Consider the following 15,551-nt stretch of genomic DNA (forward strand, 5'->3'; position numbering starts at 1 on the left):
TCCGGCGCAGAGAGCGCCGGCGCCAGTCTAGCGGTAGAGGCAGCGCCGCGACAGCACGCTGCGGTTGAGATCAGTGCGACCCGGTGAGGTGACAGAGGCCGCAGACATTCGCGATGGTGACTTCGTCATGCTTTCCGTAGGACAGCATGCCCTCGCGCTTCAGCTGGGAGAACGCCCTGCTCACCGTTTCCAGCGTCAGGCCGAGATAGTCGGCGATCTCCTGCCGGGTCAGCGGCACGGCGACGGTGGCGCAGTCCTGCCTGCCCCGGGACGCCCCGATGCAGCCCATTCCGCCACGGCCGGGGATCAGCCGCATCAGGAAGGTGGCGACCCGCTCGCGGGCCGACTTGCGACCCAGGAGCACGGCGTGGTCGTGCAGCGCGCAGATCTGAGTCTTCATCCGCTCGGCGATCATGATCTGCAGCGCGGGCGAAGCATCCACGGCCTTGCGGTCATAGGCGACGACGCGCGTCGGGCGCAGCGTCTCGGCGTTGACGTCATGCGTGCCGGTCATGGTCATGCCGAACACGTCGCCCGGGCCAAGGAGCTCGATGATTTGGCGGCGGCCATCGGGCAGCAGCTTCGAGAGCATCACCGCGCCCTCGAGGATCAGGTAGATGCTGCGGGCCCTGTCACCCTCGTCGAAGATCGTCTCACGCGTGTCGTGCTCGACGGTGCGGCCGGTCCGGTCGACCGGATCGGGCAGGTGGGCGTCACGCGTGATGCCGAGGGTCCAGCGCGCATCGTGCTTCGGCGGGATGCGGTCGAGGTCGGAAATGCGGGCATCGAGGGACATGGTGATCTTCCGGAACGTGGCCGGCGGGTAGGGGTGCCCACCGGACCCGAGGGGATCGCTCCCGGGAACGTGATCACGCTAGCGGCTAGCCCAGCCTTCGCCATCTGTTGTGCTGCGTAAGCAGAACTACTCAGCGACGAAAGTCGAAGGTGGAGGCGAGGCGGCTTGGCTTGGCGACGGTCAGACGATCGAGGCGATCGTGGCCGAATTCAACGGCTTGCGCAGGATCTCGACGATCCCCAGCCCGCGCACCTGCTGCTCGATGGCCTTTTGGGGCTGGCCCGAAATGGCGATGACGCGAGGCGGCCGGGCAAGGCCCTGCAGCCACCGGATCACGCGCGCGCCGCTGATGCCGGGAAGGAGAAGGTCGACGATGATCGTGTCGTCGGGACCCGGCGGTTCGGTCGAGAAGAAACTCTCGGCGTCAGGATAGGCGACCACATCCTGGCCCAGGCCGCGCAGGAAGGTGAGCAGGCTGTCGCTGACCCCGGGGTCGTCTTCGAGGATGTGAATGGCCAAAAGGTCACCCGGCTAAGCGGCAGCAGAAGCGGAAATCGGGCCGAGGACAATGTCCCATGGCCGAGGTCGCGTTGATCAGTGTCAATGTTAAAGCCGTATACCGCTTGCAAGCTATCGGTAGTAACCCGGATAAATAGCCACAAAATCAGTTTCTTCGGACGTCAGAGTAAACAATGCGGACGAGATCGGCGGTGTTGCGCGCACCGAGCTTCTCCATGATCCGCGCCCGGTGCACCTCGATCGTGCGAGGGCTGATCCCGAGTTGCCGGCCTGCCTCCTTGTTGGACGCGCCGAGAGCGATGCGTTCCAGCACCTCGCGCTCCCGCGGCGTCAGCTGATCCTCGCCGGCGAAGGGGGCGAGTATGGGATCACCGGACTTCGGGCCGGAATTCCGCTTCGCTTCCAGCGCCTCGCGCACCCGCGTCACGACGGTGTCGGCATCGAAGGGCTTTTCGACGAAATCATGCGCCCCGAGCTTCACGGCCTCGACCGCCATTGGAATATCGCCCTGGCCGGAAATCATAAAGACGATGCCGGGGAAGTGGGGACCGAGCTCGGTCAGCACCTCCAGGCCCGAGCGGCCCGGCATGTGCACGTCGAGGATCACGCAGGCCGGCTGCCTGGACTTCGTCATGGCGAGAAAGGAGCCGCCATCGGAAAAGACCGAGACGCGGAAGCCTTCGAGCTCGAAGACCAGCCGCAGCGCATCGCGGACGGCGGCGTCGTCGTCGACGATGAAGATCTCGCCGTCATGGTCTCCGGGCAGGTTTCCCATGCGCGTTCCCCTGTCTCCCCAGGCCCCTTACCAGGGCCTTTGCGGCCGTTTGCCGGCCTCAGCTTCCAGGTCCGCCGTTGCCAGGGCGACCTCCGCATCGCTTGCGACTGGAAGTTGTACCCGGAACCGAGCGCCCCGTCCGTCTCCACCCGGGTCGACCGTCAGGTCTCCCGCGTGATTCTGCGCGATCGTTCGGGAAATCGACAGCCCCAAACCCATACCCGTCCGCTTTGACGTGGAAAAGGCCTTGAACAGGTTGGGGATGATTTCCGGCTTGAGTCCCGGCCCGTTGTCCTCGACCTCGATGAGGAGCATGTCGCCTGCCTGGCCGGTCCGCACGGTCACCGTGGGATTGTCGGCCGACTTGACGGCCTCGAAGGCATTACGGACCAGGTTGACGACGATCTGCTGCACCTGGACGGGATCGACGAGAGCCTTCGGCAGGTCTCCGCCATAGAGGCGGATCATCCGGCCGGGGGTCTTGATGGCGAGGAGCGTCAGGTCGACCGCCTCGTCGACGATGCGGTTGAGGTCCATCAGCTTGCGCTGCGGATCGCGCTTCTCCACGAAGTGCCGCATGCGCGAGATGATGCTGCCGGCCCGCTCGGCCTCGTGGACGGCCTTGTCCAGCACCTGCCGGAAGAGGTCGGGGTTGCTTGCGGCAGTACCCTTCTCGATCGTCCTGGTCGCGGCCTGCAGGTAGAGCATGATGGCTGTCAGCGGCTGGTTCAGTTCGTGCGCCAGCGCCGCGCCCATCTCGTCCATCGCGGATACGCGTGCCATGTGGACGAGGTCGGCCTGCAGTTCGCTGACCCGCCGCTCGGTTTCCTTGCGCGGCCGCAGGTCGCGCACGATGCCGATGAACTGTCGCCCGGCCATCGTATGGGCCTCACCGACGGACAGTTCGACGGGGAAGACCGTGCCGTCCTTGTGCTGGCCATGCACCTCGCGCCCGATGCCGATGATCTTGCGACGGCCGCTGGCCCGGTAGTTGTCGATGTAGCGGTCGTGCGCCCTGGCATAGTCACCGGGCATGAGCAGGCGGATGTTCTGGCCGATTGTCTCTGCCGGCGTATAGCCGAACAGCGTCTCACAGGCCTTGTTGTAGACCAGAATCTCGCCGCGCTCGTTGATGACGAGGATGCCGTCCACGGCCGTATCGAGAACGCTGATGAGGCGCGCCTCGTGGACGGCGAGATTTGGTGGGCAATCGACGTCTTCTGCCATTCCGCCCGGCTGCTGTGATTTTGTGCGAGTCTGCCCAAAGCACAGGACCGGCGCAAGGGCCCACCAACTCAACCCAATGCACGGGCAAGCCGCCGGGTCGCTTCCTGCAATTCGTCGATGCGCCGGGCGAAGCAGAGCCGGACAAAGCCTTGGCCGCCCTTGCCGAAGCTGCTGCCGGGCGCGAGCCCCACCAGCGCGTCGTCGACAAGGCGAAGGCAGAGCTCGCGCGTATCCTCCACGCCGTCGACCGCGAAGAAGGCGTAGTAGGCGCCGGCCGGCGGCGCCAGCCTGACCCGGCCCGTGGCGAGGAGGCCGGAGCAGACCACGTCCCGCGCTGTCCTGACACGCGCGACCTGTGCCGCGATGAAATCCTCGCCCTCGTCCAGGGCAGTCGCCGCGCCGCGCTGCAGGAACGCCGCTACCCCCGAACTCGAATACTGGACGAGGTTCTCGATCGTCTGGGCCAGGGAAGGATGCGCCTCCAGCCAACCGACGCGCCAGCCGGTCATGGCCCAGTTCTTCGACATCGTCTGGGCGAAGAGGATGCGGTCCTCGGGCTCCATCACGTCGTGGAAGGACGCAGCGCGGTGTGAGCCGTCATGCACGAAGCGGGCGTAGATCTCGTCGGCGATGATCCAAAGCCCGTTGCGGCGCGCGATATCCAGGATGGCGCGAACCTCGTCCAAGCTCGCCGTCCAGCCCGTCGGATTGGCGGGCGAGTTGATGACGATGGCGCGGGTGCGGGGCGTCACGGCGTCGGCCAGCCTGTCGAGGTCGAGGTACCAGCCGCCGTCCGGGCGCGAGGGGTCGAAATTCATCGGCACCTCTACGGGCGTCGCGCCCGAGACGCTGAGCGCCCCGACGAAGTTCGGCCAAGCCGGGCTCGGTACGATCACCTCGTCGCCCACGCCGCAGGCGATGCGCACGGCCATCTGGATGGCGTGCATGCCGCCAATCGTGGCGAAGAACCTCTCCGGGGGGAGATCGCGGCCGTAGAGGCGCGACATGAAGCGAGAGATCGCCTCCCGGTACACAGGGATGCCGAGCTGCCACGTGTAGAACGTCTCTCCGCCGGCGAGTGCCCTTGATGCGGCATCGCAGATGAAGCCGGGTGTCGGCTGGTCTCCCTCCCCGGCCCAGAGCGGGATCAGCCCCTGCCGCCCCCGTCCGTGGTTCATCACCTCGACGATCCCGCTGACCGGGGATCCCAGCGCTTCAGCGCGAACCGATTCCAGAACAGGAGCCGTGGGAGCGGGGACGAAGGAAGATGCGCTCATGACGACCCTGCGGACGAGAAACGGGACCCAGCCTGCGCTTCTGTCACGAAGGCGCGTGCCGTGTCCCGTCAATTCTGTCCATCCGGTCCATCACAGCGAGTGATGGACCGGCATGGCCTCAGGCGCGCCGGGAAAGCAGGTCGCGTATTTCCGTGAGCAGCTTTTCCTCGGTGGTGGGTGCCGCGGGCTCGGCAGGCTTGGCTGCCTCGGCGCGGCGCATCTTGTTCATGCCCTTCACGACCATGAACAACACCCATGCGATAATGAGGAAGTTGATGGCTATCGTGATGAACTGGCCGTAGCCGATGACGGCCCCCGCCTTCTTGGCATCGTCGTAGGCCTGCCCGAGATGGGCGTTGCCTGTCAGCGGAATGAAGTAGTTCGAGAAATCGAGACCGCCAGTTATCGCGCCGATGAGCGGCATGAAGATGTCGCCGACGATGGAATCGACGATCTTGCTGAATGCCGCACCGATGACGACGCCGATCGCGAGATCGACGACGTTGCCACGCATGGCAAATTCTTTGAATTCCTTAAGCACTGCGGAAGGTCCTCCAGTCCGTCCCCGACTCGGATGTCTGCGTATGCAGCTTCCGCGTGTAGCGTAGTCGATGTTGGCGCGCCCGAGAATGTCGGATTTGGCCTTGATCACTGGCAAGGCCGGGCTGATGCCGGGCGGGTTCACCGCCGGGCCGGGTACGTCTTTGTGCGCGCTTCGCCACGCCGGAAGCCCCGTGTAGTCTCCAGAGGGTCGTTGCCGGAGGCTCGTTGTTCATGCTGGGCGGCTGGGTCGTCGTCCTGACGGCGCTCGTCTATCTCTGCGGACTGTTCGCCGTAGCCCACTATGGCGACACGGCCGGACGCCGCTGGATGGCGGGGAGGGCGCGCGCGACGATCTATGCCCTGGCGCTGGGCGTGTTCTGCACGTCCTGGACGTTTTTCGGCTCGGTCGGGTTTGCGTCGCGGTCGGGCATCGACTTCCTGGCCATCTATATCGGCCCCATCCTGGTGGTTCTGCTGGGGCCGCAACTGCTGCAGCGCGTCATCCGGCTTGCCCGGTCCCAGAACATCACCTCCATCGCCGACTTCGTGGCCTCGCGCTACGGCAAGAGCGAGCGCGTCGCGGCACTTGTCAGCCTTATCGCGGTGATCGGCTCGGTCCCGTACATCGCGCTGCAGCTCAAGGCGATCGCAGCCTCGCTCACGGCGGTGCTGGCCTCCACAGGGCAAGGCAACCTTGCCAACGCAGTGCCGCTCTTCGGCGACATGGCGCTCCTCGTCGCGCTGATCCTGGCCGGCTTCGCCATCGCCTTCGGCACCCGCCACGTCGATGCCACCGAGCACCAGGACGGCCTCGTGCTGGCGGTGGCGGCGGAATCGCTGGTCAAGCTCGTCGCCTTTCTCGCCGTCGGCATCTACGTCACCTTCGTCACCTTCAACGGTCCAACGGACCTGTTCTCGCGCCTTGCCGAGCGCGGTGACCTGAAGCCCATCCTCGACCGCAGCGCCGGGTGGGGATCGTTTCTCGCCGTGACGGCACTGTCGGGACTGATCATCCTGCTGCTTCCGCGCCAGTTCCACGTCACCGTGGTCGAGAACCGGGACGAGGCGGATGCGCGCCGGGCGCGCTGGATGTTTCCCGCCTACCTCGTCGCCATCAACCTCTTCGTGATCCCGCTCGCAGTGGCAGGCGACCTGCTGCTTCCCGCCGGCGTCGACCGCGACATGACCGTGCTCGCCCTGCCGCTGCAGCAGGGCGCCTTCGTGCTGGCGCTGTTCACGTTCCTGGGCGGTCTTTCCGCCGCGACGGCGATGGTGGTCGTCGAGTGCGTGGCCCTCGCCATCATGGTGTCGAACGACCTCGTCATGCCGCTGGTGCTGCGGCGCCGGGCGGCGGGGGCAGGCAGCGGCCCGTCTGGCGGCATGGGCGGCATCATCCTCGCCATTCGCCGCGTCGCCATTCTGGCGCTTCTGCTGCTCGCCTACGCCTATTTCCGGGGCAGCGGCGAGGCGGCGCTCGCGTCCATCGGCCTTATCTCCTTCGCGGCCATCGCGCAGATCGCCCCGGCCTTTTTCGGTGGGCTGTACTGGCGGCGTGGAACGAGCCTCGGAGCGACCGCCGGCCTCACCGCGGGCCTCGCCGTCTGGGCAGGCACGCTGCTGGTGCCCAGCATCGCGGGCCCCGACTGGCTCACCGCCTTCGCCGGACTGGGCATCGACGTCGGCCGCACGGCCGGATCCTCTCTCGGCATCGCGGAGATCACGCGCGGCGCGCTGTGGAGCCTCGCCGTGAACACGGCCGCCTATGTCTCGTTCTCGCTGGCAAGGCCGGCCACGCCGATCGAGCGCCTGCAGGCCAGCGCCTTCGTGTCGCCCGACGTGCCAGTGATGGCGCAGGCCTTCAGGCTGTGGCGAGCGACGGTCTCGGTGGAGGACCTGCAGGCGACGGTGGCGCGTTACCTGGGCGTGGAGCAGACCGCTGCGTCCTTCACCGCCTTCGCTCGCAGCCGCGGCCTCGTGCTGGATCCGGCGAAGGACGCCGACATCCACCTCTTGCGATACGCCGAGCACCTGCTGGCCTCGGCCATCGGCGGCTCATCCTCGCGCCTCGTCCTGTCGCTTCTCCTGCGCCGGCGCAACGTCACCAAGAAGACTGCGCTGAAGCTGCTGGACGATGCCTCTGCCGCAATCCAGCACAATCGCGACCTGCTCCAGCACGCGCTCGACCACGCCCGCCAGGGTGTGACCGTGTTCGACCGTGACCTGCGCCTGATGTGCTGGAACCGCGAGTTCCAGGACCTCTTCGAGCTGCCGGCCGAGTTCGTGAGGGCCGGGGTGGGCCTCGACGAGATCGTCCGGTTCAACGCCGCCCGCGGCCTGTATGGCCCTGGCGACCCGGAGGATTTCGTCGCTGCGCGGCTCGAGAGCCTCGTCGGCGAGTCGGACCCGGTGCGCCTGCGCCTGCACACCAGCGGCCTCGTCGTCGAGATCCGGTCCGCCCGCCTGCCCGATGGCGGCGTGGTCACGACCTATACCGACGTGACGCGCAGCGTCGAGGCAGAGGAAGATCTCGAGCGCACCAACGAGACGCTGGAACGGCGCGTGCGCGAGCGGACCGAGGAGCTGATGCGGCTGAACGAGGCGCTGGGCCGTGCCAAGTCCGAGGCCGACGACGCCAACGCGTCGAAGACGCGCTTCCTCGCTGCCGCCAGCCACGACATCCTGCAGCCGCTGAACGCCGCCCGCCTCTACGCGACCTCGCTGGCGGAGCGTGCGGCGGACGGCGACAACGCGGCGCTCGCCCACAACGTCGATGCGTCGCTCGAGGCGGTGGAGGAGATCCTCACCGCCCTTCTCGAGATCTCTCGGCTCGACGCCGGGGCGATGAAGGCGGAGATGTCCGTCTTCCGCATTGCCGACATCCTGTCGCAGCTGAGGCTGGAGTTCGATCCGGTGGCGCGGGAGAAAGGGCTCGCCCTCGACTTCGTGCCGTGTTCGCTCACCGTCCGCTCGGACCGGCGCCTTCTGCGCCGGCTGTTGCAGAACCTCATATCAAACGCGATCAAGTATACGCCGGAAGGGCGCGTCCTCGTCGGCTGCCGCCGCCGGGGCAGCCGCATGCTCATCCAGGTCTGGGATACCGGAATGGGCATCCCGGCCTCCAAGCAGAAGGTCATTTTCCGCGAGTTCCAGCGGCTCGACCAGGGCGCGCGCGCGGCGCGCGGCGTCGGTCTCGGGCTCTCCATCGTCGAGCGCCTCGCGCGGGTGCTCGAGCACTCCGTCACCCTGCGCTCGCAGGCCGGCCGCGGCTCGGTCTTCGCCGTCGAGGTGCCGGTCGCAGCACCTCTGCCCGAAGCAGTCGCGGGCAGTGCCGTGCGCCCGACCGCCGCCGCTCCGCTGGCCGGCCTCGTGGTGCTCTGCATCGACAACGAGCCCTCCATCCTGGACGGCATGCGCACGCTGCTCGGCGGTTGGTCATGCACCGTGGTGACGGCGGCCGATCCGCGGGAAGCGTTGGAGGAACTGAACCGGCGCAAGCTGCGGCCGGACATCATCCTCGCCGACTACCATCTCGACGACGGCGACGGGCTCGACGCCATCACCCGCATCCGCTGGAAGTTCGGCCGCGACCTGCCGGCCCTGCTGCTCACCGCGGATCGTTCGGCCGAAGTGCGCGACGCGGCGGCGGAACGCGAGGTCCAAGTCCTCCACAAGCCTGTGAAGCCCGCCGCCCTGCGCGCCCTTCTCGCGCAATGGCGCACCAAGGTGGCCGCGGAATAGGGGCGAGCCGACGAGGCCGCCGCCGTTCCTGCCCTCATCCGGCGCATTGCCCCGCCTGCGGGAAGAATGAAGGAGCTGAGCGACGGAAGGCCGATGACGGGGCGGCACGGGAGAAGCGCCCTGTCTCTCCGTCAGAAAAAACGCTCACCCCAGCTCTTCGCTGCCGATCATTGCCACCCCGGCCTTGCGCATTTCGGCGAGCGCAGCGTCGAGCGAGCCGCCGAGGTCGATGGCGCGGCAGGCGTCCAGGATGACCGTCGCCCGGAACCCCAGGCGGGCAGCGTCGATGGCGGAATAGGCGACGCAATAGTCGGTCGCGAGGCCCGCGAGGTAGACATCGGTGAGCCCCCGCTCGCGCAGGTAGCCGGCGAGGCCCGTGGGCGTTTTCTTGTCGTTCTCGAAAAAGGCCGAGTACGAGTCGATATGGGTCCGGAAGCCCTTGCGGATCACGAGTTCGACCGGGCCCAGGTCGAGCCCGGGATGCAGGGCGGCGCCTTCCGTGCCTTGCACGCAATGGTCGGGCCAAAGGGTCTGCGGGCCGTAATGCACGTCCACCGTCTCGAAGGGTGCTCGCTCCTCGTGGCTGGCCGCGAAGGAGAGGTGGCCCGTCGGGTGCCAGTCCTGTGTCGCCACCATGTGCGGAAAGACGGGAGCGAGGCGGTTGATGACGGGCACGACTGCATCGCCGTCTTTCACGGCGAGAGCGCCTCCCGGGCAGAAATCGTTCTGGACATCGATCGCGACGAGGACGCTGGCGCTGAGATCGCGGACCATGGGCGGCTCCAGGGGAAACGGTCCACCATGCTAGACCGGAAGCTGGGTCAGTTCACCAGCCCGGAGTTGTCCTTGCGGGTGAAGCCCAGGGCTCCGGGCCGGGCCTCTAGGCGCGCAGCCGGTCCTTGATCTTGCGCACCAGCGAATCCCGGAGGTCGCGATAGGCGTCCATCACCTGCTCGCGCGAGCCCTGCGTCAGCGTCGGGTCCGGCGTCGGCCAGTATTCCACCTCGACGGCGTCGGTGCGGGTCATGTCGAGGGCCCGGTGGTGGGCCTCGGGGCTCATCGTGACGATGAGGTCGAAGTTCAGACCCTCCCAGTCCTCAAGCTCTTCCAGGGTCTGCGGCTTGTGCCTGGAAGCGTCGATGCCGATCTCGTCCAGCGCCGAAACCATGAACGGGTCGAGCTCGCCCTTCCGGGCCCCGGCCGAGCGGATGTAAACGGAGCGGCCGAAGAAATGCTTCGCGATGGCCTCGGCCATGGGTGAGCGAACCTGGTTGAGCGCACACGCAAACAGCACCGCCCCGATCCGCCGGCCGGCCGCCGCCCCGGACATGCCTAGCCTTTCCAGTGCAGGGCAGTGAGGAGGGTGAACAGGCGGCGCGCCGTGTCGAAATCGATCTCGATCTTGCCGCCGAGGCGCTCGATCAGGATGTGCGCCGCCTCGTCGTGCAGGCCGCGCCGGCCCATGTCGATGGCTTCGATCTGGGCCGGGCTCGCTGTGCGGATGGCGGCGTAATAGCTTTCGCAGACCATGAAATAGTCGCGCACCACCTTGCGGAACGGCGCAAGCGAGAGGATGTGCGCGACGACGGGCGAGCCCGTCTCTTCGCGCACGTCGAAGGCGAGCTTGTTCGAGACGAGAGACAGGGCGAGCCGGTATGGCCCGCCATCATGGCCGGGCAGGCCGAAGCTGTTGCTCTCCAGCAGGTCGTAGATGGCGACCGCGCGCTCGTGTTCCTGCTCGGGCGCCCCGCGGCCGATGGAGACCTCGTCGAGCGTCACCTCCACGAGACGGCGGCGTGGATGTCCCTTGCCCTGGCCGTGCCCTCCCATCGCCGTCTCCGCTCATCCGAGATTGAGGCGGATCGCCACGGAACGCGCATGGCCTTCCAGGCTCTCGGCACGGCCGAGCGTCACGGCGGCCGGCCCCAGCGCACGAAGGCTCTCGGGCCCGCAGCGCAACAGCGACGTGCGCTTCATGAAGTCGAGCACTCCGAGGCCCGAGGAGAAGCGGGCCGAGCGCGCCGTCGGCAGCACGTGGTTGGGACCGCCGACATAGTCGCCGATAGCCTCCGGCGTGTGCTTGCCGAGGAAGATGGAGCCGGCATTGCGCACCCGGTTGGCAAACGAGTCCGGATCCTCCGTCTCGATTTCCAGATGCTCGGGTGCCAGCCTGTCCACCAGCGGCACGGCGGCCAGAAGATCCGGGACGACGACGATGGCACCGAAGTCCTTCCAGCTCGCACCCGCAATGGCGGCGCGAGGGAGTGTCGCGAGCTGGCCCTCCACCGCCACCGCGACGGCATCCGCGAGGTCCTCGCTGTCGGTGATCAGGATCGACTGCGCCGCCGTGTCGTGCTCGGCCTGGGCGAGCAGGTCGGCGGCGACCCACTCCGGGTTGGCGCTGCGGTCGGCGACGATGACGACCTCCGACGGGCCTGCGATCATGTCGATCCCGACCTGGCCGAACACCCGGCGCTTAGCAGCGGCGACATAGGCATTGCCGGGCCCTACGATCTTGGCCACGGGCGTGATGGTCCGGGTACCGTAGGCGAGCGCCGCCACGGCCTGCGCCCCGCCGATCCTGTAGATCTCGTCGACGCCGGCGAGCCGAGCGGCCGCGAGGACCAGCGGGTTCAGGATCCCGTCCGGCGTGGGAACGCTCATCACCACGCGCGGAACGCCCGCGACCTTGGCCGGGACCGCGTTCATCAGCACGGAGGACGGGTAGCTCGCGGTGCCGCCGGGAACGTAGAGCCCCGCCGCTTCCACCGCCGTCCAGCGGTACCCCAGCTCGACCCCGGCCGTATCCGTCCAGCGTCCGTCCTGCGGCTTCTGGCGCTCGTGGTACGCCTTGATGCGGTCGTGTGCCAGGCGCAGCGCCGCCAGTTCGTCGCCGCCGCAGGCGCCCAGCGCCTCCTCGATCTCCCGCTCGCCCACCGCCATGCCGGCGCGTGTGAGGTCGACCCGGTCGAAGCGCAGCGTGTATTCGGCCAGCGCCGCGTCGCCGCGTGCCACGACGTCCTCGATGATGGCGCGGACGGCGACGTCGACGTCCTCGGAAATCTCGCGCTTCATGGCCACGAGCCGCGCGAAATCAGCCTCGAAGCTCGACGAGACGGCGGAGAGCCGCAACGGCATGACGCATCCTTCCTGATCCCGCGCCGGGGCGGGCAACCTTCCGAGGGGAACCTAGAGCATGCTGCGAAAAGGTGGAAACCGGCTTTTCAGCGGCTGCACCGGATGGGCGCAGCCATAGGCTTCGTCAGCTTCCGGTGTCGTGGCTGGGACGTGATCCGGTTTCCCAGGCCGGCCCGAGGTCGCGCATGGCCGCTTCCAGGCACTCGACCGTCAGCCGCACTGCGCCGCCACCCGAGAAGTGCAGCGTCACCACCCCGGACGGGGCGTCCGTCTCCTCGAAGGTGATGGCGAGCAGGTTCAGCACCGCATCCGCCGCGTCGGACCGGATCCGGGCGCGCTGTGCCGTCAGCACGCGGTCGAAGTGCAGCCCGGTGCGACGGCGCTGGCGCTGGTTGCGGCGGTCGCCTTCCCAGTCGAAGCGGTTGGCAACGAGAGCGAAGCGTTTCTCGCGCGGGATGAAGGTCATGTCGCCCACCTTCAGGACGGCATCCTGGAGGTGGGCGGACATGATCGCGAGGTCGTCGGTATCGAGGGCGGCGAGTTTCAGCGGTTCCATGGGGCAGGGCGGCTCCTGTAGGACCGACCCTGTAGCGTCGGCGGGGCCAGTGCGCAACGGGCGGGCCGGTGCCCGCGTTCCGGGCCCGTTGGACCCTCAGCGTTCGCCGCTGACGCGCTCCACCTCCGCTCCGCACCGGCCGAGCTTCTTTTCCAGCGCCTCGAACCCACGGTCGAGATGGTAGACGCGGTGCACCACCGTCTCGCCCTCCGCGGCCAGCGCGGCGATGACGAGAGAGACGGAGGCACGCAGGTCCGTCGCCATCACCGGCGCGCCCTTCAGCGCCGTGGCGCCCTCGACGACGGCGAGGTCGCCGTCCAGCCGGATGCGGGCGCCGAGGCGGGCGAGCTCCTGGACATGCATGAAGCGATTCTCGAAAATCGTCTCGCGGATCCTCGAGGTGCCGCCCCCCTTCGTCATCAGCGCCATGAACTGAGCCTGGAGGTCCGTCGGGAAACCCGGAAAAGGCTCCGTCGTCACGTCCACCGAAGAGATGCCGTGCCCGTTGCGGCGCACGCGAATGCCTTCGTTGGTGGCCGTGATCTCCGCTCCGGCCTGCACGAGGACGTCCAGCCCCGACTGCAGCAGGTCCGGCCGGGTGCCCTCGAGCATCACGTCACCGCCGGTCATCGCGACGGCCATGGCGTAGGTTCCCGTCTCGATCCGGTCGGGCAGCACCCGATGCGTACAGCCGCCAAGCGACGTGACGCCGTCGATGATGATGCGCTCCGTGCCGGCGCCCGTGATTTTCGCGCCCATCTTGACGAGGCAGTCGGCGAGGTCCTTCACCTCCGGCTCCCGCGCTGCATTCTCGATCACGGTCGTGCCGCGCGCGAGAACCGCGGCCATCAGCGCGGTGTGTGTTCCGCCGACGGTCACCTTGGGAAAGACGATCTCGCCGCCGCGCAGGCCCTTGGGCGCCCTCGCCACCGCGTAGCCAGCGTCGATCTGGATCTCGGCCCCGAGCTTCTCCAGGGCCATGAGCAGCAGGTCCACGGGCCGTGTGCCGATGGCGCAGCCGCCCGGCAGCGAGACGCGGGCCTCGCCCATGCGGGCGATGAGCGGCGCGATGACCCAGAAGCTGGCGCGCATCTTCGAGACGAGCTCGTAGGGAGCCGTCGTATCGACCACCGAGCTGGCGGACAGGCGGATTGTCTCGCCGCTGTCCTCGGCCTGCCCGATCCGCTTGCCGTCGATGGAGGCGTCGACGCCGTGATTGCCGAGAATCCGCATCAGCAGCCTGACGTCGGACAGGCGCGGCACGTTCTCCAGAACCACCGTCTCCTTCGTCAGGAGGCTCGCGATCATCAAAGGCAACGCGGCGTTCTTGGCCCCGGAAATCGGTATGGAGCCGTTGAGCTTCTGCCCGCCGACGATGCGAATGCGGTCCATGGTCCACCCCTGTCCGGCCGCGGTCACCCGGCGGCATGCGCGCCGAGGCGCGATTCACCCGGCATAAAGCCGAGCATCTCCTGTGAGCGGGGGATTGCGGCGCGGCCAAGGCGCAGCCCTCCGGCTCAGTCCTCACGGTCACCCCCGCCGTCCCGCGCGGGCTCCGGACCTGCCGCCTTGCCCCGGGCCTGCGCCTTGCGGCGCTTCAGGTTCTCGCGCAGGGCGGCAGCCAGCCGGTCCTTGCGCGGGTCGTTCCGCGTTTCCGGCGCGCCGCCCCCGGCCTTGCCGTCTTCCGATCGCTGCCTGCTCATCCCAGCCCCGCTGCGACCCGCACGCATAGAGGATTCGGCGCCCATCAGACAATCGTCCAGAGGAGGTAAGCGCCGCCGGCGATGGACATCGAGGGCAGCGAGCGCGCCGGCGGACGGTGCCACCGTGCAGTTCAGCCCCTCCCAAGCGGACGCGGGCGTCTGTTCTCGTCAGCGCGGGGAGGGCACGCCGGCCCTGATCAGCCGCGAAAAGTCGGCGGACGTATCCGCCGCCTTTGCCCGGGCATCGATGCTGCCGCGTTGCTCCAGCTCGGCCAGCGGAATCCGGGTGTCGACGGCACCGTGGTCGTAGAGGTAGCCGGGCATGTAGCCGTTGACGATCAGCCGCCAGTCGAAGGGGATGGAGCGCCCTGCAGCCCTCACCAGCTTGACGATGGATGTCGTGCAGTTGGTCGTCAGCGAGTTGTAGAACGCCGGCTTCACCGAAAGAGCGTTCGCATCGTCCACATACTCGAGCAGCATCGCGCGGGCAGCCTCCGGCGGCGTGCGCAGGCGGTAGAGCTTCACATCCTCTCCGCGCACATTGCTGCGCACCCGGACGACGTCCCGCTCGTCGGCAGCGATGACCACGAGCGGATTGCTCTTGAAGAGGTCCGCCACGGGCGAAAACTCGCCGTCTCGGGTGCGGCGTACCTCGATCGACCAAGCGAGCTGGTCGCCGTCGTCGAAGCCGAAGCTCATGATCACGTGCGCCATCTCAGGCCCAGCCCAGTAGGACATGAACAGGTCCAGCGAGCGCAGTTTCGTCAGGTCGTAGCTGCGGGTTTCCCAGTTCTCGTCGAATGAACCGTCGGCATGCCAGGCGAAGTCCCGGACATTGGTCAGCGTGAGCGTGTCGCCGTCCACGCGGCCGGTCGTCTGGCGGGCCACGTCGGGAGCCCAATCTGCGGCTGCGACCGGCTCGATCGTCGCCCACCAGCCCAGAACCGCTGCCAGCGCGACCAGGAACGGCACGGCCAAGACAGGACGGCGCCGGGGAAGCGAGGCGGCTGCGAGTGCGCCAGCCGCCACGAACCCGCACGCCACCAGAATTCGAAGCCAGTCGGGGCCGGGGAGCCTGTACCAGAGGGCGAGGCTGCCCCACGCGCAGAGGGGCACGACGACGAGAAGAAACACGAGCAACGAGAAGACGGCGCGAAGCCATCCCAAACCGCCGCGCATGTCCTGCCCCTCCGCCCCGACAGTCGGTGTAGAGCATTTTTGGGCCCGATGCTGTGAAAACGGGCGCAGCCGGGACGTCACAGGCGCCCAGGTATTGTGG

15 protein-coding genes are annotated in these 15,551 nt (G+C 67.9%); 1 reads left to right on the top strand and 14 read right to left on the bottom strand.

The features are described 5' to 3' along the window. Positions 1-70: 70 nt before the first annotated feature. The 6 genes from AC5JCN_RS22695 to mscL form a co-directional block, all read right to left on the bottom strand. Positions 71-796 (bottom strand): Crp/Fnr family transcriptional regulator, encoded by a 726-nt coding sequence (locus tag AC5JCN_RS22695; RefSeq protein ID WP_495757361.1) that lies wholly within the window; start codon positions 794-796, stop codon positions 71-73. A gap of 180 nt (positions 797-976) precedes the next feature. Next, positions 977-1,315, bottom strand: coding sequence for a response regulator (locus AC5JCN_RS22700; protein WP_495757362.1), 339 nt, complete (start codon positions 1,313-1,315; stop codon positions 977-979). Between the two features lie 145 nt (positions 1,316-1,460). Next, positions 1,461-2,090, bottom strand: a complete 630-nt coding sequence (locus AC5JCN_RS22705; RefSeq protein ID WP_495757363.1) for a response regulator transcription factor — start codon at positions 2,088-2,090, stop codon at positions 1,461-1,463. Positions 2,091-2,117: 27 nt separating this feature from the next. Then, positions 2,118-3,317, bottom strand: coding sequence for a two-component system sensor histidine kinase NtrB (locus AC5JCN_RS22710; RefSeq protein WP_495757364.1), 1,200 nt, complete (start codon positions 3,315-3,317; stop codon positions 2,118-2,120). Positions 3,318-3,385: 68 nt separating this feature from the next. Next, complete coding sequence (locus AC5JCN_RS22715) at positions 3,386-4,594, bottom strand: pyridoxal phosphate-dependent aminotransferase (protein WP_495757365.1); 1,209 nt, start codon at positions 4,592-4,594, stop codon at positions 3,386-3,388. A gap of 118 nt (positions 4,595-4,712) precedes the next feature. Beyond that, a complete protein-coding gene (gene mscL, locus AC5JCN_RS22720) occupies positions 4,713-5,135 on the bottom strand; it encodes a large conductance mechanosensitive channel protein MscL (protein ID WP_495757366.1) in 423 nt (140 codons plus the stop codon). A gap of 233 nt (positions 5,136-5,368) precedes the next feature. Between mscL and AC5JCN_RS22725 the strand changes: the two genes are divergently transcribed. Further along, positions 5,369-8,875: a PAS domain-containing hybrid sensor histidine kinase/response regulator gene (locus AC5JCN_RS22725; protein ID WP_495757367.1), complete on the top strand. Its 3,507-nt coding sequence runs from the start codon at positions 5,369-5,371 to the stop codon at positions 8,873-8,875. Between the two features lie 144 nt (positions 8,876-9,019). Here AC5JCN_RS22725 and pncA read toward each other — a convergent pair whose 3' ends face one another. The 8 genes from pncA to AC5JCN_RS22765 form a co-directional block, all read right to left on the bottom strand. Further along, complete coding sequence (gene pncA / locus AC5JCN_RS22730; RefSeq protein ID WP_495757368.1) at positions 9,020-9,649, bottom strand: bifunctional nicotinamidase/pyrazinamidase; 630 nt, start codon at positions 9,647-9,649, stop codon at positions 9,020-9,022. Positions 9,650-9,755: 106 nt separating this feature from the next. After that, positions 9,756-10,205 carry an arsenate-mycothiol transferase ArsC gene (locus AC5JCN_RS22735; protein WP_495757369.1) on the bottom strand — a complete coding sequence of 150 codons (450 nt, stop codon included), beginning with the start codon at positions 10,203-10,205 and terminating at the stop codon, positions 9,756-9,758. 2 nt (positions 10,206-10,207) lie between these two features. Further along, positions 10,208-10,705 carry a UPF0262 family protein gene (locus AC5JCN_RS22740; RefSeq protein ID WP_495757370.1) on the bottom strand — a complete coding sequence of 166 codons (498 nt, stop codon included), beginning with the start codon at positions 10,703-10,705 and terminating at the stop codon, positions 10,208-10,210. A 12-nt stretch (positions 10,706-10,717) separates the two neighbouring features. Continuing rightward, positions 10,718-12,013: a histidinol dehydrogenase gene (gene hisD, locus AC5JCN_RS22745; RefSeq protein WP_495757371.1), complete on the bottom strand. Its 1,296-nt coding sequence runs from the start codon at positions 12,011-12,013 to the stop codon at positions 10,718-10,720. A 124-nt stretch (positions 12,014-12,137) separates the two neighbouring features. Continuing rightward, on the bottom strand, positions 12,138-12,569 hold the full coding sequence (locus AC5JCN_RS22750; RefSeq protein ID WP_495757372.1) for a DUF2948 family protein: 432 nt from the start codon (positions 12,567-12,569) through the stop codon (positions 12,138-12,140). Between the two features lie 96 nt (positions 12,570-12,665). Then, positions 12,666-13,961 (bottom strand): UDP-N-acetylglucosamine 1-carboxyvinyltransferase, encoded by a 1,296-nt coding sequence (murA, locus tag AC5JCN_RS22755; protein ID WP_495757373.1) that lies wholly within the window; start codon positions 13,959-13,961, stop codon positions 12,666-12,668. Between the two features lie 125 nt (positions 13,962-14,086). Then, a complete protein-coding gene (locus AC5JCN_RS22760) occupies positions 14,087-14,272 on the bottom strand; it encodes a hypothetical protein (RefSeq protein WP_495757374.1) in 186 nt (61 codons plus the stop codon). Positions 14,273-14,440: 168 nt separating this feature from the next. Next, entirely contained in the window at positions 14,441-15,451 is a 1,011-nt protein-coding gene (locus AC5JCN_RS22765; RefSeq protein WP_495757375.1) for an Lnb N-terminal periplasmic domain-containing protein, read from the bottom strand. Positions 15,452-15,551: the final 100 nt, after the last annotated feature.

Source organism: Alsobacter sp., assembly GCF_059501845.1.